Genomic DNA, 19821 nt, shown 5'->3' with positions numbered 1-19821 from the left:
GGGTTGATCACACAGCAAACAGCAGGAACTCACGCTCCCAGGAGCTGATGACACGCTTGAAGTTCTCATGCTCGGCGCGTTTGGTGGCGACGTAACCGGTGATGAATTTCTTGCCCAGGTACTGGGTCAGCGCGCGGCTGACTTCCATGCGTTCCAAGGCGTCCTCGATGGTCAACGGCAAGCGCAGGTTGCGCCGCTCATAGCCGCGCCCCTGCACCGGGGCGCTGGCGGCAATGCCTTCGACCATGCCGATGTAGCCGCACAGCAGGCTGGCAGCGATGGCCAGGTAAGGGTTGGCATCGGCGCCCGGCAGGCGGTTCTCGACCCGACGGTTCTGCGGGCCGGCATCCGGTACGCGCAGGCCGACGGTGCGGTTTTCCTCACCCCACTCGACGTTGACCGGGGCCGACGTGTCGGGCAGGAAGCGGCGGAACGAGTTGACGTTCGGGGCAAACAGCGGCAACGCCTCGGGGATGAACTTCTGCAGGCCCCCGATGTGGTGCAGGAACAGCTCGCTCATGCTGCCGTCTTCATTGCTGAAGATGTTCTTGCCAGTGACCGAATCGACCACGCTCTGGTGCAGGTGCATGGCACTGCCCGGCTCGCCGGTCATGGGCTTGGCCATGAAAGTGGCGGCCACATTGTGCTTGAGCGCCGCTTCGCGCATGGTGCGCTTGAACACCAGGATCTGGTCGGCCAGGTGCAGGGCGTTGCCGTGACGGAAGTTGATCTCCATCTGCGCCGTGCCGTCTTCGTGAATCAGGGTATCGAGGTCCAGCTGCTGCAGCTCGCACCAGTCGTAGACGTCCTCGAACAGCGGGTCGAATTCGTTGGCAGCTTCGATGGAGAACGACTGGCGGCCGGTTTCGGGGCGGCCGGAACGACCTACCGGGGGCTGCAGCGGGAAGTCTGGGTCCTCGCTGCGCTTGGTCAGGTAGAACTCCATCTCTGGCGCGACGATCGGTTGCCAGCCCTTGTCGGCGTAAAGCTGCAGGACTTTCTTCAGGACGTTGCGCGGCGACAGCTCGACCGGGTTGCCCTTCTTGTCGTAGGTGTCGTGGATGACCTGGGCGGTAGGCTCGATGGCCCACGGCACGAGGAACACAGCGTTTTCGTCGGGCCGGCAGATCATGTCGATGTCGGCCGGGTCGAGCAGTTCGTAATAGATGTCGTCATCGACGTAATCGCCGGTCACGGTCTGCAGCAACACGCTCTCGGGCAGACGCATGCCTTTTTCGGCGATGAACTTGTTGGTCGGCGAGATCTTGCCGCGGGTGATGCCGGTCAGGTCACTGATCAGGCATTCGACTTCGGTGATCTTGTGCTCTTTCAACCAATCGGTGAGCTGGTCGAGGTTGTTACTCATAGATACCTCAGGAGGTAATGTGGTCCGCGCATTGATTCTGGATGGAGTGGGTTGCTAAAGCAAAAACCCCCACGCAGGACCACTGTGGATACACTGCAAACAAGCGTGTCCGTAATGAGTTCGAAGGGCAGGAATACAAGAAAGGAAGCGAAACGGCGCTACGAGGGGTAGTCCAGAAGCGCAAAGCGTCAATTATTGCGGCCAGTACGGCCACAGCGCGATCGATGCGTGCCGGAACGGCAGGGATACCCGAGCGCACTGCACAGGCAGCGCTTTCAGGTCGCGACAAGCGGACCATGTGACCCTCGTATTATTGTGTTTTGGGTTGAGACCGAGCTTAGCCTTGTTCATTTTTTTACACAACACCTCCGTAAAAAATAAAACACGGCATGTCGGAGATAGCCCATTGGCAGGGAAATAGCGGATAATGGCACGCCCCGATATGCAGCAAATCTGCCGTCGATGTGCCATTTCAGGGCATCATGGGGTTGGCTTGACATCAGTATGGCTTTTCGATTGACTGGTCCTGCAAGCCCCCCTTGATTGATATTTTTAACAACAAAGGTGTTGCATCATGTCGGTACCCCCGCGTGCCGTTCAGCTTAACGAAGCGAACGCGTTCCTTAAGGAACATCCTGAGGTTCTCTACGTTGACCTTCTGATTGCAGATATGAATGGTGTGGTGCGTGGCAAGCGCATAGAGCGCACCAGCCTCCACAAGGTTTACGAGAAAGGCATCAACCTGCCGGCCTCCCTTTTCGCCCTCGATATCAACGGTTCCACCGTCGAAAGCACCGGGCTTGGCCTGGACATCGGCGATGCTGACCGCATCTGCTATCCGATCCCGGGTACGCTCAGTAACGAGCCCTGGCAGAAACGCCCCACCGCACAGCTGCTGATGACCATGCACGAGCTTGAAGGCGAGCCTTTCTTCGCCGACCCTCGTGAAGTGCTGCGTCAGGTAGTGAGCAAGTTCGACGACATGGGCCTGACCATCTGCGCCGCGTTCGAACTGGAGTTCTACCTGATCGACCAGGAGAACGTGAACGGCCGCCCGCAGCCACCGCGCTCGCCGATCTCGGGCAAGCGCCCGCAGTCGACCCAGGTGTACCTGATCGACGACCTGGACGAATACGCCGATTGCCTGCAGGACATCCTCGAAGGCGCCAAGGAACAAGGCATTCCGGCCGACGCCATCGTCAAGGAAAGCGCCCCGGCACAGTTCGAAGTCAACCTGCACCACGTCCCTGACCCGCTCAAGGCCTGTGACTATGCCGTGCTGCTCAAGCGCTTGATCAAGAACATCGCCTACGACCATGAAATGGACACCACATTCATGGCCAAGCCCTACCCGGGCCAGGCAGGCAACGGCCTGCATGTACACATTTCCGTGCTGGACAAGGATGGCAACAACATCTTCACCAGCGAGGATCCCGAGCAGAACGCCGCGCTACGTCACGCTGTCGGCGGTGTGCTCGAGACCCTGCCTGCGTCGATGGCGTTCCTTTGCCCGAACGTCAACTCGTATCGTCGTTTTGGCGCTCAGTTCTACGTGCCGAACGCGCCGAGCTGGGGCCTGGACAACCGCACCGTGGCCCTGCGCGTACCGACCGGCTCGCCCGACGCCGTACGCCTTGAGCACCGCGTGGCCGGCGCCGACGCCAACCCGTACCTGATGATGGCCGCCGTGCTGGCTGGTGTGCACCATGGCCTGACCAACAAGGTCGAGCCAGGTGAGCCGATCGAAGGCAACTCGTACGAACAGCTGGAGCAGAGCCTGCCGAACAACCTGCGCGATGCCCTGCGCGAGCTGGACGACAGCGAGATCCTGAACAAGTACATCGATCCGAAGTACATCGACATCTTCGTCGCGTGCAAGGAGAGCGAGCTGGAGGAGTTCGAGCATTCGATCTCCGACCTCGAGTACAACTGGTATCTGCATACCGTGTAAATGAAAACGCCGCCCTCTGGGGCGGCGTTTTGCATGGGTTGGCAGGGCAATCGATCGCCTGGTTTACAGAGACTTTTCGAAAATCTTCGAATTGCGCTGGTAGTTGTACAGCGATGCTCGTGCCGACGGCAGCCGCTCTACCCCGCTAGGGGCAAAGCCACGCTCGCGGAACCAGTGCGCGGTCCGGGTGGTAAGCACGAACAAGGTGTTCAACCCCAACGCCCGCGCCCGGCTCTCGATCCGCTCCAGCAGCTCGTCACCGCGCCCGCCATGGCGGTACTCCGGGTTCACCGCCAGGCACGCCAGCTCACCGGCTTGGGAATCGGCAATCGGATACAACGCCGCGCAGGCGATGATCATGCCCTCGCGCTCGACCACGCTGAACTGCTCGATCTCACGTTCCAGCACTTCACGCGAGCGTCGCACCAGAATGCCCTGCTCCTCCAGCGGGCTGATCAGCTCCAGCAACCCACCCACGTCCTCGATGGTCGCCTCGCGCACCACTTCGAACTGCTCCTGCGACACCAGCGTGCCGCCGCCGCCGCGGGTGAACAGCTCGGTGAGCAGTGCGCCGTCCTCGGCATAGCTGACGATGTGGCTACGTGCCACGCCGCCCTTGCAGGCCTCGGCGGCGGCATCGAGCAACTCGCCCTGATAATCACTGCCCAGCCGCGCCAGGTGCGGTGCGACCTGCTGCGGGCGCAACTCACGCACCAGCTTGCCGCTCTCATCCAGCAGCCCGGGCTCAGCGCCGAACAGCAACAGCTTGTCGGCACCCAATTCGATGGCGGCGCGGGTGGCCACGTCTTCGCAAGCCAGGTTGAAGATTTCACCCGTCGGCGAATAGCCCAGCGGCGACAGCAGCACAATCGAGCGCTCGTCGAGCAGGCGGCTGATGCCTTTGCGGTCGATGCGCCGTACTTCACCGGTGTGGTGGTAGTCCACACCTTCGAGCACGCCGATAGGCCGGGCCGTCACCAGGTTGCCGCAAGCCACGCGCAGGCGCGAGCCCTGCATCGGCGAGGCGGCGATGTCCATCGAAAGGCGCGCTTCGATGGCCAGGCGCAAGGCACCCACGGCGTCGATCACGCAGTCCAGGGTTGCGGCATCGGTGATGCGCAGGCCGTGGTGGTAGTGCGGGGTCAGGCCACGGGCGGCCAGGCGGCTTTCGATCTGCGGGCGCGAACCATGCACCAGCACCAGGCGCACGCCCAGGCTGTGCAGCAACACCAGGTCATGGACGATATTGCCGAAATTGGGGTGATCTACCCCATCGCCGGGAAGCATGACGACAAAGGTGCAGTCGCGATGGGCATTGATGTACGGGGAGGCATGACGCAGCCAGTTGACGTAATCGGGCATGACAGGGCCTGTGGATAAAGTGGACGGAGAACGTTGGATCACACGGCGTTCAGGATCATCGTCGGAACAGGCTTGCGGTCACGCGCGGTCTCCTCTAGGCAAAGACGAATCAGCAGGGTGGACGTTTAATTCAGGCAATAGTGCCGGATCAGGTCACGCAATAGACGCACGGTAGGCTCGATTCGTGACATTTCCAGGTATTCGCCCGGCTGGTGGGCGCAGGCAATGTCGCCAGGGCCCAGCACGATCGTCTGGCACCCCAGTTGCTGAAGATAAGGCGCTTCGGTACCGAACGCCACCGCTTCGGCGCGATGGCCGGTCAAGCGCTCGGCCACCTGCACCAGTTCGGCATCGGCCGCCTGCTCGAACGGCGGCACCTCGGGGAACAGCGGCGCGTAGTCGATACGCACCTCATGGCGCTCGGCCACCGGCCGCAGCTTCTCACGGATGGCCGCACGAAGCTGCTCTACATCCATGCCAGGCAGGGGGCGCAGGTCGAACTCCAGGGCGCACTGCCCGCAGATCCGATTGGGGTTGTCGCCACCGTGGATGCAGCCAAAGTTCATGGTCGGCGTGGGCACGGTGAATTGCGGGTTGCGGTAGGTATCCTGCCATTGCCGGCGCAAGCCCATCAGCTCACCCATCACCGCGTGCATGGCCTCCAGCGCGCTGTGGCCAAGGCTTGGGTCCGAGGAATGGCCGCTGCGCCCGAGGATGTCGATGCGGTCCATGAGGATACCTTTGTGCATGCGGATCGGGCGCAGGCCGGTCGGCTCACCGATGACCGCCGCACGGCCGAGTGGCTGACCCGCCTCAGCCAAGGCTCGGGCACCGGACATCGAGCTTTCTTCGTCGCAGGTGGCGAGGATCAGCAGCGGCTGCTTGAAGTCGTGGTCCAGCAATGGAATCACCGCCTCGATGATCAGGGCGAAGAAGCCTTTCATGTCGCAGCTGCCCAGGCCCACCCAGCGGCCATCGACCTCGGTCAGCTTGAGCGGGTCGCTGCTCCACAACTGCTCGTCATACGGCACGGTGTCACTGTGGCCAGCCAGCACAAGCCCGCCCGGGCCACTGCCACGGCTGGCCAACAGGTTGAACTTGCCTGGGCCGACCTGCTGGATGTCGCAGCTGAACCCCAGGTCACCCAACCAGCCGGCCAGCAGGTCGATGACCTGGCGGTTCGACTGGTCCAGGGCCGGCTGGGTGCAGCTGACCGAGGGCGCGGCGATCAAAGCGGCAAACTGGTCTTTCAGCGTTGGCAACGGCATGCGCGAACTCCTCGGAAGCATTGCCCATCATAGGGCCATCCGCCGTAAGGAATAAACCGTTGCCGGCACACTGCTGTAGACTGCACGGCAATCACGCCCCTCTTCGAGCCTGCGATGCACAAAGAAACCGAACTCAAGCTCCGCGCCAGCCGCGACACTCTGGCCGCACTGCGCGAGCACCCTCTGCTGAAAAAGCGCAACAAGTCCGGCTGGCAGACCCGCGAGCTGCTCAACCAGTACTTCGACACCCCTGAGCGCGAACTTTCTGCTGCCCGAGTCGCGCTGCGCCTGCGCCGCGACGGCGAGGTGATCATCCAGACCTTGAAGTGCCGTGGCCAAAGCGTCGCCGGCCTGTCCGAACGCAACGAATACGAGTGGCACCTGGACAAAGTCAAACTCGACCTGAAAAAGCTCGACGCCACCTGCTGGCCTGAGCAACTGGCCGAGCTTGACAAAAAATCCATCAAACCGCTGTTCACCACCGACTTCACCCGCGAATTCGCCGAGATCGCCTGGGGCCGCGGCAAGAGCAAGGTGGTGATCGAGGCAGCGCTGGACCAAGGCTTCGTGATTGCCGGCAAACGCAAGGAAGCGATCTGCGAGCTGGAACTGGAACTGCGCGAAGGTGCCCCCGAGGCGCTGCTGGAACTGGCCGCTGAGCTGGCCGCCAGCCTGCCCCTGATGCCGTGCGACATCAGCAAGGCAGAGCGCGGTTACCGCCTGCTGGAGCCCGACAGCTACGAGCTGGGTTTGCCAAGCACCGAACTGGACGCCGAAATGCCGGTCGACGATGCCTTCGCTGCCCTCGCCTGGCAACTGCTGGGCAGCAGCCAGCGCCTGGCAGAGCAATACCGCCACAATGGCCACTGGCGCCTGCTGCAGGACTGGGTGCAGTGCCTGGCAGAACTGCGTGCACTGGTCGCCAGCCTTGGCCAGGCCGCCCCGCGTGCCAGCACCCGTGACCTGCGCGCCAGCCTGGACGCGCTGCTGGAAGACTGGCGCCCGCTGGTTCAGGCCGGCAATGACGACGAGGACATCCGTCGCGCCGCGCCAGAGCAGTTCCTCGAAGAACTCGAGGACGTTCGCTGGGGCCAATTCTCTCTGGAAACATCACGCTGGCTGCTGGCCCGTGCCTGGACCGCAGAGCGCAAGGGCCGTGGCGAACGCCAGGGCAAGGCGCAACTGGCCAGCTGGCTGGCACATCTGCTGGGCGAGGAAGGCCGTGCGTTGAAGCTACCGCTTTACACCCAACGCCCGGAAGACCTGGCTGAACAACTGCCGCGTATCGAGCAGTTGCTGGCCTGGCTGCACCATGCGCGCCAGGTGCTCGAGGCGCCGCAGATGGACCGCCTGTATGGCGACCTGAAAAAGCTGCATGAGCTGGCGGAACTGCCATTGGCCGAAGCGCCTGACGAGCTGCTGGAAGCCCGCGTGGAGCAGGCCCGCGCGATTGATCAGAGCCGCGGCTGGAAGCACCTGCTCAAGGCCTGACATCCGCTTGTGCATCATCGCCGGTAAGCCGGCTCCCCTGTCACCACGGCCTCGCAGGCCGCGGTTGACGTTTAGGGGCCGGCTTGCAGGCGACAGCGTCAGCGGGTCAGCGGCAGGCAGGTGGTGGACTTGATCTCTGAAAGCGCCACGATGGAGTTCACCTCCTGAATCCCCGGGACATTCGAGAGCTTTTCGAAGAAGAACCGCTCATAAGCCTCGATATCCTGCGTGACGATACGCAACATGAAGTCTACTGACCCCATCAGCACATAACACTCCAGCACCTCTGGAAAGCCCCGGATCGCCTCGGTGAACTCGGTGAAGTTGGAGCGCCCATGGGCGTTCAGTTTCACCTCGGCAAAGATCTGCGTGTTCAGCCCGACCTTCTTGCGATCGAGCAGCGTGACCTGCCCACGAATCACCCCCTCGTCCTTGAGCCGCTGAATACGGCGCCAGCACGGTGACTGCGACAGCCCTACGCGCTCGGCAATCTGCGCGCTGGACAGTGACGCATCCTCCTGAAGAAGCTCGAGAATCCGCCGGTCATACGCATCCAGTTCGCTTTGCATTAACAATTCCCTGATCTCGCATTCTTCAAATTGATCAATTCGCCGCACTGGCCCATTCATCAAATAATAGCGAAAAAATACCCGCATCAACCTGCCAGAATTTCTCCCACCTTTGCGGAGACCAGCATGAACCCATTCGAACGCGCCCTGCCCCGAACCGATGTCTGGGCCGCCAGCAGTAGCCACAGCAACGTGTGCTATCGCCTGCAAGCCGAAGCCGAGCCGGACACCTTGTGCCGGGTACTGAACCTGTTCGCCCTGCAGTTTCTGACGCCGCACAGCGTGCAGGTCAGCCAGCAAGATGATTTGCTGGACATCGAAGTGGGTATCGGCGGGCTGAGCTGGCATCGGGCGGAGGTGATTGCGCAAAAATTGCGCAATCTGGTATGCGTCGCGCAAGTGAGCCTGGATCAGGAAAAATGGACGAAGATCAAGGCGATGGACGCGACCGAATCAGAGGGGTATCATGCGTGCGCGTTGCACTCGTAGCTCAGCTGGATAGAGTACTGCCCTCCGAAGGCAGGGGTCGTGGGTTCGAATCCCGCCGAGTGCGCCATATCAAAAAGCCCTGGGCCTGCGCCCGGGGCTTTTTCGTTGGTGGGTTGGGGCAGGTTGCAGCCCCGCCCCGTTCAGCGAAGGTCAGTACTCAGGCTGGGCGTGCCGAAGCCTTCCAGGGTTGCATTGGACGCATTCAGGTATTGCGCCCAGAAATCGTTCAGCGCATCCATTGTCTTGCCCGATCGGTAGGCATGCTTCACCGCATCGGTCACCAGGCCTGCACCGGAAACATACACCCTGGCACCCTGCAGGTCCGCATACAGCCCTTTGCTCTGTGCCAGCTTGAGTTCATTGCTGACATTGAGCTGCTTGATCTGGTTGGCCGCATAGAAACTGGTGTAGTCAGAATGCTCGAGCATGTCCGAAATCAGATACACCACCCGCTCCTGGACACCCTGCTCTTTGCTCATGTCCTCACCTACCCGGCGCAAGGTGTTCATGATTTCGCTCTTGGGAATGTCCTGGCGCGCATCACGCAGCCCTTTGACGAACAGCCCGCCAAAGCCCGCCTGGAACGCTTTCTTCTGGGTCGCCAGGCACAGGTCCAGGGCCCTCAGCTTGCGCATGTTGACGTCGTCGCGAACATCGCCCTGCAACGGCATGTCCAGCTCGCCGGCGTACACCAGGCGCTGATATTCCCCCGGCAAGAACGCTGAAAACGTATAGAGCCTGACGCGATCACCCGGCTGAACGAACCGGTCGATATGGCCCCAGCTGCTGCGCTGCAGGTCTTCAGGCATCGGGATGGTCTGATCGATGATCACCACCAGCTCGCGCCCCGAGGCTGCAGGTTTGATGTCAGCCAGACCGTTGCGCGTGTAGCAGCTCTGCAGGTCATTGCGCTCAGCGGCCAGCGCTGCACAAGGCAACGCCAGCGCAAGGATCAGGGCCTTGGCCAGCCTCATGACAGCATGCCCTCCTTTTTCGCTGGGAACAGGCCAAGCGCCTTGAGCGCCTGCTGTTGCTCGCGGATGTCACGCAGTGTTGCCTCGCTGACGTTCAACGCCCGGCTGGCGGCAGCCAGGTTCTCTTCCGGCAGGCCAGTCATGTCGTGGAAGTCCGAAGCCTTGATTTCAACCGGCGCGGCAGGCTGGGCAACGGCCGCGGCGACAGGCTCGGCCACGGCAGGCTGCGGCGCAACCGGAGCCGGGGCTACAGGTTGCGCCGAAGGCGCGGGTGCAGCCGCCTCAACGCTAGGCTTTGGCTTGACTGGCTGGGGCGAAACCTTACCGGCCTTGTACTCGACGTAGGCGAGGAAGTTGCGATGTGCGGTGTTTTCACCTTCCAGCGCGTGCAGCACAGCGGCGTCGGTATGGTCGCGGCCGGACAGCGATGTCTGCAGGCGGCGCAGCTTGTCGTCGGCGTGACTGGCAATGGCATGGCGTTTCTGGTCCATCGCGTCGAGCATTTCCTCGGCGGTGGCGTACTCGTGGGTCAGGCGCCAGGCGGTTGGCGAGTGGGTGCCGGCAAAGTAGTAACGGCTGGCCAGCCAGATGCTGATGCCCTGAATGGCGATGTAGATCAGTGACAGCATGATGTAGGTGGTCAGGCTGGCCTGGCGGATCGCGTGCATCTTGTCATCGATGGTGGCGTTGTCGGCCTCATCATTGATGGCTTGGGATTCTGCTGGCAGGTCAAACGGGGAACCGGCAAGGGAGCTTTGCGCCGCGGACTCTGCGCGCATACCGTTGACCATCTCGGTCTCGATGCTGTCCAGGGTCGCCGAGCGCACCACGAACGCACCCACAGCCATGGCCGCCACGAACACACCGCAGACCACCAGCCAGACGTACTTGCGCGAGACGGTGGAGTTGACGTCCTTTACCCGGACCAGCAGTTGCTCGTAGTCCGGCTTGTCCGAGTCGGTGAAGGAATCCTCCAGGTTGATCGCCTTGCCGGCCTTCAGCGAACGCGAGCGCTTGGTAGGCTCTTCACCTTGCCACCAGTGGCGGGCACGGGCGATCAGGCTGTTGTGGTGCAGCGTATGGCCGGCGGCTTCGGCGAAAAACGCCGAGGCGACGGCGAGCAGGATCGCAGTGCCCGCGGTCAGCCAATGGCGGTCATTGGTCGAGGCATCCATGTTCATCCAGCCGGCCAGGACGTAGGCAAAACCCATGGCCTCGATCAGTACCAGCATCAGCACCAGTACCAGCACCCAACCCGGGCGCGGCGAGCGCCCGGCCTCACCGGCCTTGGCGAGGTAGTCCAGGGAGGCATTGTAGGCGTTCACGCCTTTCATGTACTTCTTGTACTGGCCGTAGTACGGCTTGGACAAGGTCACTTCGTGGTTGATCCAGCCATCGCTGTCGACCGAAGACCGCTTGCGCGACAGCCGGGCCACCGTACCGATCAGGGGGAAGCTGTGCCAGACACGGATGAGGAAATAGGAAACCTCCTCCCAGTATTTATGCACGATCAGCGCAGTCACCAGCAGCGAAAGCAGGCCGGCGGTGAATAACTGGTTGGCGAGAATCAATGATTTGAGTGCAGCTAGCGAAAAGTCTTCCATTCAGGACGTCCTTGACTTGGGTTATTTGGTGGCCGGGATCGGCGTGTAAGCAGCGACGAAAGCATCACCGCCGGCGGCATAGAACAAGGCACCTTGGCTGGCCTGGGCATTGCCCTTGCTGAAGACGATATCCATGCAGGAAATCGAGGCCTTGGCATCACTGGCGAAGACCCGGTACAGCACTTCGCTTTCGCCTTCATAGGTGTTGGCCACGGCTTTCATCGTCCGTGGCTTGTGCTGGGTGGGCAGCTTGTAATCTTCCACCAGTTGAAGGATCGGCTGGCGATCGACCTTGGCGTTCTCGCGCAGGATCGATACCGGCGACACCGTCACCAGGTGCCCATTGACCAAGTTGGCCCAGACACGGTTGTTATAACCAGGCAGGTAGTCTTTGGTCGCGTGCCTTGGCAGCGGCTGGTCGTTGGCCATGCTCAAGACCTCGCCGGCGGTGCGCGGCCTGTCGGCCTCACAGCTCGACATCGGCATCTGCGCGGCATAAGCGCTGCTGATCAAGGTAAAGCCACTCTGTTTTGGCTTGATGCTCTGGGCCATGGTCCAGTTGTAGCTGGCCACCGGCGTGCCGGCGAAATCGACTTGCGGCCGGGCAGCGGCTGCGGCCTTCGTGGGCGGGGTGCTGCCAGGGGTTTTGGCAACGCCCGTACCGGACATTGCGGTCGCCCGCCGGGTCGGCGTGCTGCTGGCCTTAGCGCTGCCGGCAGCCTTGGACCTGGCTGCGGTCGAGGTGCCATAGTGCAGGTAGCGGGTGTTGCCCGCCTCTGCCTGGGCCCGCATCACCAAGGCCTGTTCGTTGGCCAGCTCGACGATTTCCACACGACGGTTCTGGCCACGCAACAGCGGGTCACTGTTGTCGGCAATCGGTCGCGAGGCTCCTGCCCCCTGGTAGTAGATCGCATGGGCAGGTATGCCCGCCTGCAGCATGACCTTGCCGACCGTCTTGGCGCGACGCTCGGACAGCTTCTGGTTGAATTCGGCGTTACCCACAGCATCACTGTGGCCGACGATCAGCAGGCGACGATCCAGCGACTCCTTGGCAGCGGCCTGCTTATCGGTGGCGGCAGGCTTGGCATACATCTGTGCCAGCTTGGCCACGGCGCGCTTCCCGCTTGGGGTCAACTGGTCAGAGCCGGTGGCGAACATGCCGCTGTCTTCGATCTGGGTCACCAAACCTGCCTGCTCCGGCACAGCGGTTACCACCGCGGCCGAGGCCACTGTCAGCTTCTCTGTGGTGATCTTCAGGTTTTCTTCTTTGGCGATGCGGTCCAGCTCCTGCAGGCGGGACTGCCAGGCATAACCCACGACGCAACCCACCGCGCCACCGACGGCAGCACCCGGCAAGATGCCGTCCTTGCCTTTGAGGGCGTAACCGGCAGCTCCCCCGGCCACCACACCGACGCCACAGAGCACCGGCATGCCGTAGTCCCTGCCGATGTCTTTGACTTTCTTGGAAAGGGTGTCCATCTGCTGAGTGCTGCACCCGGCAGCGGTAATGAAGGCACAGCTTAGCGCTGTGAGGCGAAACGCACGGTGCATTGCGGCTCCTTGCCGAAAGAGGACTGAATGATGGCAACTTGACATGTATTGTCACAGATTATCGGGCATATTACCCCATCCGATTTGGCATCCCCCCTGCGCCCTCAAGCCTGTCTATTACTTCACCCCGTAACGACTTCAGCCATGACGTTTTTCAATCGACTCGATGCCGCTTCCTGCATTGCCGTGCAGCCCCGCGTGCCGGATGCTTTAGTTACTCCAAGAGCCCGTTTTTTCTATCCGCAGAGGCCTGTATGAAGAACGTCGAACAAATCCTCAAGACCAAGTCCCAGCACCAGGCCGTCTATACCATCGGCCCTGACGACTCGGTGCTCGAAGCCCTGAAAATGCTGGCGGAGAAAAATGTCGGTGCGCTGCCGGTCGTGGAGAACAACCAGGTGATCGGAATCGTCAGCGAGCGTGACTATGCCCGTAAGCTGGTGCTCAAGGGCCGGTCTTCGGCGGCTACGCCGGTGCGGGAAATCATGAGTGCACCCGTGGTCACGGTGGAGCCCAAGCAGAATCTGGAGTACTGCATGAACCTCATGACCAACCGCCACCTGCGCCACCTGCCGGTGGTCAGCAATGGCGAGTTGCTCGGGCTGCTGTCGATCGGCGACCTGGTCAAGGAAACCATCGCCGAACAGGCCAGCCTGATCGTGCAACTGGAGCAGTACATCCGCGGTGAATGACCCACTTCAGTGGTAGGCGCGCTCCAGTTCGTCCAACTGATGGTCGAAGCTGCGCAGGCGCGCCGACCATGTGTAGACCAGCACTTCAAGGTCACGATTGAGCACTGCGGTATTGCCATGGCCACTGCTCGAGGGCTCGAGCAGGTCGAGTTGATAACGTTCGCGTGCCATGGCTGTGGCGACGCTGGACAGATCCCGGGCGTTGGCCAACCAGTGATGGTGATGGTCGTGGACCTCGCGGTCCAGCGCTCGGCACTGGCGCTTGAGCGCATCCAGGCTTTGTTCCAGGGGTGTACCTCTGAGCTCGCCCATCACTTCCTCGAAGGTGCGCCCCGAATGCCAATAGCTGCCCCAGAAATACCGGTCGAATACCGTTTCTACCCGGCGTAGCGCCACCTTGGTGTTCCAGATGGTGAGCAATGTTCGCCCTTGGATCACCTCGCGCTTGTTCAGGTGCAGTTGCTGCCATGCGATCCACGTCAGGCCCAGCAGCGCGACCGCTGCAGCCACTGCCGCAGCAGCGTACAGAAACTGCACAGCCTGGTTCATGTGGTGTGTGTGGCGGATACCGTAGAAGTAGCCGGCCGTCAGGGTGCCCAGGATGGTCACGGTGCACCAGAAACCTGGTGCGTAGGGATCTTTCATCGCGCATATCCCCTTATTGTTTTCCTGAGCATAGCAACGGCCGATCACTCGTCAGGTGCCGCTCGGCGCTTTATTTTCGGGGGCGGCGCAACGCTTCGTTGAGTTGATCGAAGGGCACTGCCCAATCGGAATCGTCAATGATGCTTTCTTTGAGAAAAGCGCGCTGGGAGTCGGTCCAGAACGGCGCGTCCACCAGCTTGATCTCGTTTTTCAGCGGCGAATGGCTGGAGATGAACTGATCGATGCTCTGAGGATCATCGGGCAAGCCCAACTGCTTGAACAGCTCGGAAAAGTGATGGGTAGGCGCTTCCATGTTTCCTCCTGGGTACCGGGCGGGCCGTCCACGACGCCAGCCCGGCATTGGTTTGAGAACATCAGCACAGCTCGCGTACTTCCGCTTGCGGCACAAGTTTCAGGTACTGCTCCATGCTCATGTGGATCAGGTGATCGTGGTCACCCGCCTCCAGGTAGACATCGCCTTGGCGGGTAAGACTCGAATCGAGCAGCATCTTTATCTGATAAGCGTCACCCATTGCCGGGATGGCGCCACGCTCGCAGTCACCGAACAGGCTCGGCAGACCGCTTTCGCGGGTCAGTTGCCAGGCGCCAGACATGCGCACCTTGCTCATGTCCAGGTGCCGGTTGGCAGGCAGCACCGCCATGATGTAGTTGCCATGGCGATCGTCGAGCATGACCGACTTGGCGACCCGCTCGGCCGGCACGCCAGCCGTACGCGCCGATTCCAGGCTGGTCGCCGAGTGGGGATGGGGAATGATGTCGTAGTCGCAGTTAGCCTGGTCCAGGCGCTGCTGCAGGGTCTTGGCCATTCGCATGATGCACCTCCGGTTTCGCCCCCATCTCCAATTTTAGGCCCTGCCGGGGTGGGCAGGGCTAAACTTGGAGAACGTAAGCGAACAAGGTGACGACAGGTGATCGCTCGCTGCTGGCGCGGGTGGCTATTGGTGCTGATGCTTGGCCTCGCCCCAGGCAGCCAGGCCGCGCCCGGAGCAATCTGGGTGCTGAGCATCGATGATGCCATTGGGCCGGCCACTGCCGACTATGTGCTGCGCGGCCTGGACCAGGCCAGGGAACAGGGCGCGCAACTGGTGGTGATCCGCATGGATACCCCCGGCGGCCTGGACAGCGCCATGCGTCAGATCATCAAGGTCATCCTCGCCAGTCCCGTGCCGGTTGCGACCTTCGTTGCACCAAGCGGTGCCCGTGCTGCCAGCGCTGGCACCTACATCCTTTATGCCAGCCACGTAGCGGCCATGGCGCCCGGGACCAACCTCGGCGCCGCCACACCCGTGCAGATTGGCGGCCCACCGGGTGCACCAAAGGATGACAAGGCCAAACCCGACAGCAATGAACAAGCCCTTGCGCGCAAGCAGGTGAACGATGCCGCCGCCTATATCCGCGGCCTGGCGCAGCTGCGCGGGCGCAACGCCGACTGGGCAGAACAGGCTGTACGCGAAGCAGTCAGCCTGTCGGCCAGCGAAGCGCTCAAACAGAACGTGGTCGACTACGTGGCCAACGACCTGCTTGACCTGCTGCGCCAGCTCCACGGCAAGACCCTCATCGCCGCTGACCAGCCGCACCCGTTGCACACCCGTGACGCCAACCTGGTCGAGCATCTGCCGGACTGGCGCACACGCCTGCTGGCCGTGATCACCAACCCTGGCGTGGCACTGATTCTGATCATGATCGGCGTGTATGGCCTGCTGTTCGAGTTCATCAACCCAGGCTCCGGCGTGGGCGGCGTGGTCGGTGGCATCTGCCTGTTGCTGGCGCTGTATGCCCTGCAGTTGCTACCGGTGAGCTTTGCCGGTGTCGCGCTGGTGATGCTCGGTATCGCCTTCATGATCGCCGAGGCGTTCCTGCCCAGTTTCGGTGTGGTCGGTTTTGGCGGCATCGTGGCGTTCGTGGTGGGCGCGGTCATCCTGATAGACACCGACGCCCCCGGGTTCGGCATTCCGCTGGCGTTGATCGCGAGCCTGGCGGTGCTCTCGGCATTGCTGATAGGGGGTGTGCTGGGCATGGCCCTCAAAGCTCGCAAGCGGGCCTTGGTCAGCGGTGACGCCGGCTTGGTGGGCAGCTTGGTGAGCGTCACTCAGGTGGTGGCAGACAACCCGTTCTGTGGCGCAGTACAGGCCCAGGGCGAACAATGGCAGGTCCAGTGCACTACGCCCTTGCAGCTCGGCCAGCAGGTGCGGGTCACCGCGCGTCATGGCGTGATGCTCGAAGTGAGCGCTGCTGCTCCTACAGCGCAAGGAGAATGACGATGTTCATGCAATTGGGTTTCGGGGCCCTGCTGATGCTGCTGGGCGTGCTGTTGCTGTCGGCATTTCGCATCTTGCGCGAATACGAGCGTGGGGTGGTGTTTCAATTGGGGCGTTTCTGGCAGGTGAAGGGGCCGGGGCTGATTCTGCTCATCCCCGTGATCCAGCAGATGGTGCGGGTGGACCTGCGTACCGTGGTGCTGGATGTGCCGCCGCAGGATGTGATCACCCGCGACAACGTGTCAGTGAAGGTCAATGCGGTGCTGTACTTCCGTGTGCTCGACCCTCAGAAGGCGATCATCCAGGTCGAAGACTTCCTGGTCGCCACAAGCCAGCTGGCACAGACAACCCTTCGAGCGGTATTGGGTAAGCACGAGCTCGACGAGCTGCTGGCCGAGCGGGAACAGTTGAACCTGGATATCCGCCAGGTGCTGGACGCGCAAACCGACGCCTGGGGCATCAAGGTGGCCAACGTCGAGATCAAGCACGTCGACCTCAACGAATCGATGGTGCGCGCCATTGCCCGTCAGGCCGAGGCCGAACGTGAGCGGCGGGCCAAGGTCATCCACGCCGAAGGGGAACTGCAAGCGTCGGAAAAACTGATGCAGGCCGCGCAGATGCTCAGCAAGGAGCCAGGAGCCATGCAGTTGCGCTACATGCAGACGCTGGGGTCGATTGCCGGAGACAAGAGCTCGACCATCGTCTTCCCAATGCCCTTGGACTTGCTCAAGGGGATGATGGACCGGGAGAAATGAGGGGCCTGCACGAGGCCCCCCGCAAAACGGTCAGACAGGCGCGCGGCGCAGGGTCGCGAGGAACGTGGCAGCCCCGATGAACAGGCCGGCGAACGTCCGGTTCAGGCGTTTCTGTTGCTTGGGGGTGCGCAACAGGCGCAGCACCCGTGAAGCCAACCCGGTATAACCCGCCATCACCAGCATATCGACGGTGACCATGGTCACCGTGATCGCCACGTATTGCGGCAACAGCGGTGCATGCGGGTTGATGAACTGTGGCAGCACAGCAAGCATGAACACCAGGGCCTTGGGGTTGCTGACGTTGACCAGGAAACCACGGAACACCAGGCTCAAAGGCTTGCCGATCGGACGCACGGTGGATTCATCAGTCATGTCCATCGGCAAGGCGCGCCATTGCTTGTAGGCCAGGTAGACCAGGTAAGCGACGCCAAACCACTTGATGAGGCTGAAGGCCGTGGCGGAGGCCGCAAGAATGGCGCCGACACCCGCTGCGATGATGGCGATCTGCACGACCAGGCCAATCTGCAGGCCCAGGGCGTTCCAGTAACCGCGCCAGAAACCATATTGCAGGCCGCTGGACATCGAGGCGATCGCCCCGGCCCCGGGCGAAAGGCTGATCACCCAACAAGCGGCAAAGAAGCCCAACCACACTTCCATCGACATCACACACCTCGTTCGAACATATGTTGCAAAACGTTAAGCTAAGATGTTGGCGAAAAAATAACCAGCAAATTTTGCAGGGCGCGAAGGGAAAGCGTGGTTTGTCGGATGTGTTGTGCATCGAGCGCCGCCCGCGCGGGCGGCGCTCGATCATGCGCTCGTTGCAAACGCTCAGCCTGACAGCCGCACACCCTGCGTGGGTCTAGCTCTACCTCGCTGTCAGGACAGCGCCTCAAGCTCGGCCTGCATGCTTTCCAGCGTTTCCAGGGCCTGCATCCAGTCTTCCTCGAGTTCGCCTTCACGCTGCTTCAGCTTGCTCTGGCGGGCCAGCAGGTCGCGCAGCTCGTCCTTGCGCGCCCCCTCATAGAGGCCGCTGTCGCCCAAGGCGGTTTCGACCTCGGCCAGCTGCGCATGCACCTGGTTCAGTTCGGCCTCCAGCTTGTCGGCAGCCTTCTTGTGCGGTGCCAGCTGCTGGCGCAAGGCAGCGGCGGCCTGGCGCTGGGCCTTCTTGTCGGTCTTGTCCGGGTTGACCGGCGCGTTGCTCGCCGGCGCGCTGCGCTGCCGGTACTCGACCAGCCAGCGGCTGTAGTCGTCCAGGTCGCCATCGAAGGTATCGACCTTGCCATCGGCCACCAGCAGGAAATCGTCGGTGGTGCTCTTGAGCAAGTGACGGTCGTGGGAAACGACTACCACAGCACCCGCGAACTCCTGCAACGCCATGGTCAGTGCCAGGCGCATTTCCAGGTCCAGGTGGTTGGTCGGCTCGTCGAGCAGCAGCAGGTTAGGCCGCTCCCAGGCGATCAGGGCAAGCGCCAGGCGGGCTTTTTCGCCCCCGGAGAAATTCACCACCGGCTCGTCCACGCGGTCGCCATGGAAGTCGAAACCGCCAAGGAAATCACGCAGGGTCTGCTCGCGCTCGGCCGGCGCAATACGCTGCAAGTGCAACAGCGGGCTGGCCTTGTCGTCCAGCGAGTCCAACTGATGCTGGGCGAAGTAACCGACGGCCAGGTTCTCCCCCAGCACCAGGCGGCCCGACAGCGGCGACAGTTCGCCGGCAAGGTTCTTGATCAGGGTCGACTTGCCAGCGCCGTTGGGGCCCAGCAGGCCGATGCGCGCACCGGGCACCAGCTGCAGCTTGACCTTGTCGAGGACCGCCTTGTCGCCGTAGCCCAGACGGCCTTCGGAAAGGCTCAGCAGCGGGCTGGAAATCTTGTGCGATTCACGGAAAACGAAGTCGAACGGCGAATCCACGTGCGCCGCCGACAGCTCCTCCATGCGCTCCAGGGCCTTGATCCGGCTCTGCGCCTGACGGGCCTTGGTGGCTTGGGCCTTGAAGCGGGCAATGTACTTTTCCATGTGCGCACGCTGGGCCTGTTGCTTCTCGTAGGCTTGCTGCTGCTGCGCCAGGCGCTCGGCACGGGTGCGCTCGAAGGCGGTATAGCCACCCTTGTACAGGTTCAGCTTGCGCTGCTCGACATGCAACACATGGTCGACCACGGCGTCGAGGAAGTCGCGGTCGTGGGAAATCAGCAACAGCGTGCCCGGGTAGCCCTTGAGCCAGTCTTCGAGCCACAGGATCGCATCGAGGTCCAGGTGGTTGGTCGGTTCGTCGAGCAGCAGCAGGTCGGATGGGCACATCAGGGCCTGGGCCAGGTTCAGGCGCATCCGCCAGCCACCGGAGAAGTCGCCGACGCGGCGGTCCATCTGCTCGTTGGTAAAACCAAGACCGGCCAGCAATTTGCGCGCACGGGCATCGGCGGTATAGCCGTCGGCGCTTTCCAGCTCACTGTGCAGGCGTGCCAGGGCAGTGCCGTCGTGGGCGGTTTCGGCTACAGCGAGCTCGGCCTGGACCTTGCGCAGGCGCGCGTCGCCGTCGAGCACATAGTCCACGGCCAGCCGATCGAGGGTATCGACCTCCTGACGCATGTGGGCGATGCGCCAGTCACCCGGCAGTTGGCAGTCGCCGGCATCAGGCGACAGCTCACCGCGCAGCAAGGCGAACAGGCTGGATTTTCCGGCGCCGTTGGCGCCGATCAGGCCGGCCTTGTGACCGGCGTGCAGGGTCATCTCGGCGCCTTCTAGCAAGCGCTGCGGACCACGCTGTAAAGTGAGGTTGGATAGTCTGATCATGATGGTCGCGGAGTCTACCAGCTTCCTCGACCCGG

Annotated in this window: 18 protein-coding genes and 1 tRNA gene; 7 read left to right on the top strand and 12 right to left on the bottom strand. The window is 62.2% G+C overall.

The genetic code is table 11. The annotated features are described in order from the left end of the window. Window positions 1-7: 7 nt before the first annotated feature. Entirely contained in the window at window positions 8-1366 is a 1359-nt protein-coding gene (locus OSW16_RS01375; RefSeq protein WP_012312227.1) for a glutamine synthetase family protein, read from the bottom strand. A 574-nt stretch (window positions 1367-1940) separates the two neighbouring features. Between OSW16_RS01375 and OSW16_RS01370 the strand changes: the two genes are divergently transcribed. Then, window positions 1941-3317 carry a glutamine synthetase family protein gene (locus tag OSW16_RS01370; protein WP_241805017.1) on the top strand — a complete coding sequence of 459 codons (1377 nt, stop codon included), beginning with the start codon at window positions 1941-1943 and terminating at the stop codon, window positions 3315-3317. 63 nt (window positions 3318-3380) lie between these two features. On the opposite strand, the gene argA is transcribed toward OSW16_RS01370, so the two are convergent. Together argA and argE are read right to left on the bottom strand one after the other, a co-directional pair. Continuing rightward, window positions 3381-4679, bottom strand: coding sequence for an amino-acid N-acetyltransferase (argA, locus tag OSW16_RS01365; RefSeq protein ID WP_267820176.1), 1299 nt, complete (start codon window positions 4677-4679; stop codon window positions 3381-3383). Window positions 4680-4804: 125 nt separating this feature from the next. Continuing rightward, the gene (gene argE, locus OSW16_RS01360) at window positions 4805-5947 is read right to left on the bottom strand and encodes an acetylornithine deacetylase (RefSeq protein WP_267820174.1); all 1143 of its coding nucleotides are present in this window, start codon (window positions 5945-5947) and stop codon (window positions 4805-4807) included. A 114-nt stretch (window positions 5948-6061) separates the two neighbouring features. Between argE and OSW16_RS01355 the strand changes: the two genes are divergently transcribed. Next, the gene (locus OSW16_RS01355; protein ID WP_267820172.1) at window positions 6062-7438 is read left to right on the top strand and encodes an inorganic triphosphatase; all 1377 of its coding nucleotides are present in this window, start codon (window positions 6062-6064) and stop codon (window positions 7436-7438) included. A gap of 98 nt (window positions 7439-7536) precedes the next feature. On the opposite strand, the gene OSW16_RS01350 is transcribed toward OSW16_RS01355, so the two are convergent. Then, window positions 7537-8007, bottom strand: coding sequence for an Lrp/AsnC family transcriptional regulator (locus OSW16_RS01350; RefSeq protein WP_267820170.1), 471 nt, complete (start codon window positions 8005-8007; stop codon window positions 7537-7539). A 126-nt stretch (window positions 8008-8133) separates the two neighbouring features. On the opposite strand from OSW16_RS01350, the gene OSW16_RS01345 reads away from it, so the two are divergent. Both OSW16_RS01345 and OSW16_RS01340 read left to right on the top strand, forming a co-directional pair. Further along, complete coding sequence (locus tag OSW16_RS01345; RefSeq protein ID WP_267820168.1) at window positions 8134-8496, top strand: hypothetical protein; 363 nt, start codon at window positions 8134-8136, stop codon at window positions 8494-8496. Next, window positions 8487-8563 (top strand) — tRNA-Arg (locus tag OSW16_RS01340). The genes OSW16_RS01345 and OSW16_RS01340 overlap by 10 nt, the downstream gene beginning before the upstream one ends. Before the next feature lie 73 nt (window positions 8564-8636). Here OSW16_RS01340 and OSW16_RS01335 read toward each other — a convergent pair. The 3 genes from OSW16_RS01335 to OSW16_RS01325 are packed head-to-tail and all read right to left on the bottom strand — an operon-like array spanning window position 8637 to window position 12625. After that, window positions 8637-9470, bottom strand: a complete 834-nt coding sequence (locus OSW16_RS01335; protein WP_241805012.1) for a hypothetical protein — start codon at window positions 9468-9470, stop codon at window positions 8637-8639. Continuing rightward, the gene (locus OSW16_RS01330) at window positions 9467-11074 is read right to left on the bottom strand and encodes a hypothetical protein (RefSeq protein WP_267820165.1); all 1608 of its coding nucleotides are present in this window, start codon (window positions 11072-11074) and stop codon (window positions 9467-9469) included. The genes OSW16_RS01335 and OSW16_RS01330 overlap by 4 nt, the downstream gene beginning before the upstream one ends. A 21-nt stretch (window positions 11075-11095) precedes the next feature. Continuing rightward, complete coding sequence (locus OSW16_RS01325) at window positions 11096-12625, bottom strand: OmpA family protein (RefSeq protein WP_267820163.1); 1530 nt, start codon at window positions 12623-12625, stop codon at window positions 11096-11098. Between the two features lie 254 nt (window positions 12626-12879). Here OSW16_RS01325 and OSW16_RS01320 point away from each other — a divergent pair, with 254 nt between their 5' ends. Beyond that, on the top strand, window positions 12880-13317 hold the full coding sequence (locus OSW16_RS01320) for a CBS domain-containing protein (protein ID WP_267820161.1): 438 nt from the start codon (window positions 12880-12882) through the stop codon (window positions 13315-13317). A 6-nt stretch (window positions 13318-13323) separates the two neighbouring features. On the opposite strand, the gene OSW16_RS01315 is transcribed toward OSW16_RS01320, so the two are convergent. The 3 genes from OSW16_RS01315 to OSW16_RS01305 all read right to left on the bottom strand — a co-directional run bounded on the left by OSW16_RS01315 (window position 13324) and on the right by OSW16_RS01305 (window position 14795). After that, on the bottom strand, window positions 13324-13962 hold the full coding sequence (locus OSW16_RS01315; RefSeq protein WP_267820159.1) for an NADH:ubiquinone oxidoreductase subunit N: 639 nt from the start codon (window positions 13960-13962) through the stop codon (window positions 13324-13326). A gap of 70 nt (window positions 13963-14032) precedes the next feature. Continuing rightward, a complete protein-coding gene (locus OSW16_RS01310; RefSeq protein ID WP_267820157.1) occupies window positions 14033-14275 on the bottom strand; it encodes a DUF2789 domain-containing protein in 243 nt (80 codons plus the stop codon). Window positions 14276-14336: 61 nt separating this feature from the next. Further along, window positions 14337-14795, bottom strand: a complete 459-nt coding sequence (locus OSW16_RS01305) for an aminoacyl-tRNA deacylase (RefSeq protein WP_039601719.1) — start codon at window positions 14793-14795, stop codon at window positions 14337-14339. Window positions 14796-14891: 96 nt separating this feature from the next. Here OSW16_RS01305 and OSW16_RS01300 point away from each other — a divergent pair, with 96 nt between their 5' ends. Together OSW16_RS01300 and OSW16_RS01295 are read left to right on the top strand one after the other, a co-directional pair. Next, window positions 14892-16241, top strand: a complete 1350-nt coding sequence (locus tag OSW16_RS01300; RefSeq protein ID WP_267820155.1) for an NfeD family protein — start codon at window positions 14892-14894, stop codon at window positions 16239-16241. 2 nt (window positions 16242-16243) lie between these two features. Further along, window positions 16244-16996, top strand: a complete 753-nt coding sequence (locus tag OSW16_RS01295) for a slipin family protein (RefSeq protein WP_039601721.1) — start codon at window positions 16244-16246, stop codon at window positions 16994-16996. Between the two features lie 30 nt (window positions 16997-17026). Here OSW16_RS01295 and OSW16_RS01290 read toward each other — a convergent pair whose 3' ends face one another. Next, entirely contained in the window at window positions 17027-17659 is a 633-nt protein-coding gene (locus OSW16_RS01290) for a LysE family transporter (RefSeq protein ID WP_267820152.1), read from the bottom strand. A gap of 216 nt (window positions 17660-17875) precedes the next feature. Then, window positions 17876-19786 (bottom strand): ATP-binding cassette domain-containing protein, encoded by a 1911-nt coding sequence (locus OSW16_RS01285; protein ID WP_267820150.1) that lies wholly within the window; start codon window positions 19784-19786, stop codon window positions 17876-17878. Window positions 19787-19821: the final 35 nt, after the last annotated feature.

The sequence above is a fragment of the Pseudomonas putida genome (genome assembly GCF_026625125.1).
In the GTDB taxonomy this organism is placed as follows: Bacteria; Pseudomonadota; Gammaproteobacteria; order Pseudomonadales; family Pseudomonadaceae; genus Aquipseudomonas; species Aquipseudomonas putida_X.
This window is presented reverse-complemented; position numbering and strand designations above follow the sequence as displayed.

Excerpts from the sequence above, each read along its gene's own strand:
- OSW16_RS01375 (WP_012312227.1), bottom strand. The coding sequence starts at position 1,366 with ATGAGTAACAACCTCGACCAGCTCACCGATTGGTTGAAAGAGCACAAG.
- OSW16_RS01370 (WP_241805017.1), top strand. The coding sequence starts at position 1,941 with ATGTCGGTACCCCCGCGTGCCGTTCAGCTTAACGAAGCGAACGCGTTC.
- argA (WP_267820176.1), bottom strand. The coding sequence starts at position 4,679 with ATGCCCGATTACGTCAACTGGCTGCGTCATGCCTCCCCGTACATCAAT.
- argE (WP_267820174.1), bottom strand. The coding sequence starts at position 5,947 with ATGCCGTTGCCAACGCTGAAAGACCAGTTTGCCGCTTTGATCGCCGCG.
- OSW16_RS01355 (WP_267820172.1), top strand. The coding sequence starts at position 6,062 with ATGCACAAAGAAACCGAACTCAAGCTCCGCGCCAGCCGCGACACTCTG.
- OSW16_RS01350 (WP_267820170.1), bottom strand. The coding sequence starts at position 8,007 with ATGCAAAGCGAACTGGATGCGTATGACCGGCGGATTCTCGAGCTTCTT.
- OSW16_RS01345 (WP_267820168.1), top strand. The coding sequence starts at position 8,134 with ATGAACCCATTCGAACGCGCCCTGCCCCGAACCGATGTCTGGGCCGCC.
- OSW16_RS01335 (WP_241805012.1), bottom strand. The coding sequence starts at position 9,470 with ATGAGGCTGGCCAAGGCCCTGATCCTTGCGCTGGCGTTGCCTTGTGCA.
- OSW16_RS01330 (WP_267820165.1), bottom strand. The coding sequence starts at position 11,074 with ATGGAAGACTTTTCGCTAGCTGCACTCAAATCATTGATTCTCGCCAAC.
- OSW16_RS01325 (WP_267820163.1), bottom strand. The coding sequence starts at position 12,625 with ATGCACCGTGCGTTTCGCCTCACAGCGCTAAGCTGTGCCTTCATTACC.
- OSW16_RS01320 (WP_267820161.1), top strand. The coding sequence starts at position 12,880 with ATGAAGAACGTCGAACAAATCCTCAAGACCAAGTCCCAGCACCAGGCC.
- OSW16_RS01315 (WP_267820159.1), bottom strand. The coding sequence starts at position 13,962 with ATGAAAGATCCCTACGCACCAGGTTTCTGGTGCACCGTGACCATCCTG.
- OSW16_RS01310 (WP_267820157.1), bottom strand. The coding sequence starts at position 14,275 with ATGGAAGCGCCTACCCATCACTTTTCCGAGCTGTTCAAGCAGTTGGGC.
- OSW16_RS01305 (WP_039601719.1), bottom strand. The coding sequence starts at position 14,795 with ATGCGAATGGCCAAGACCCTGCAGCAGCGCCTGGACCAGGCTAACTGC.
- OSW16_RS01295 (WP_039601721.1), top strand. The coding sequence starts at position 16,244 with ATGTTCATGCAATTGGGTTTCGGGGCCCTGCTGATGCTGCTGGGCGTG.
- OSW16_RS01290 (WP_267820152.1), bottom strand. The coding sequence starts at position 17,659 with ATGTCGATGGAAGTGTGGTTGGGCTTCTTTGCCGCTTGTTGGGTGATC.
- OSW16_RS01285 (WP_267820150.1), bottom strand. The coding sequence starts at position 19,786 with ATGATCAGACTATCCAACCTCACTTTACAGCGTGGTCCGCAGCGCTTG.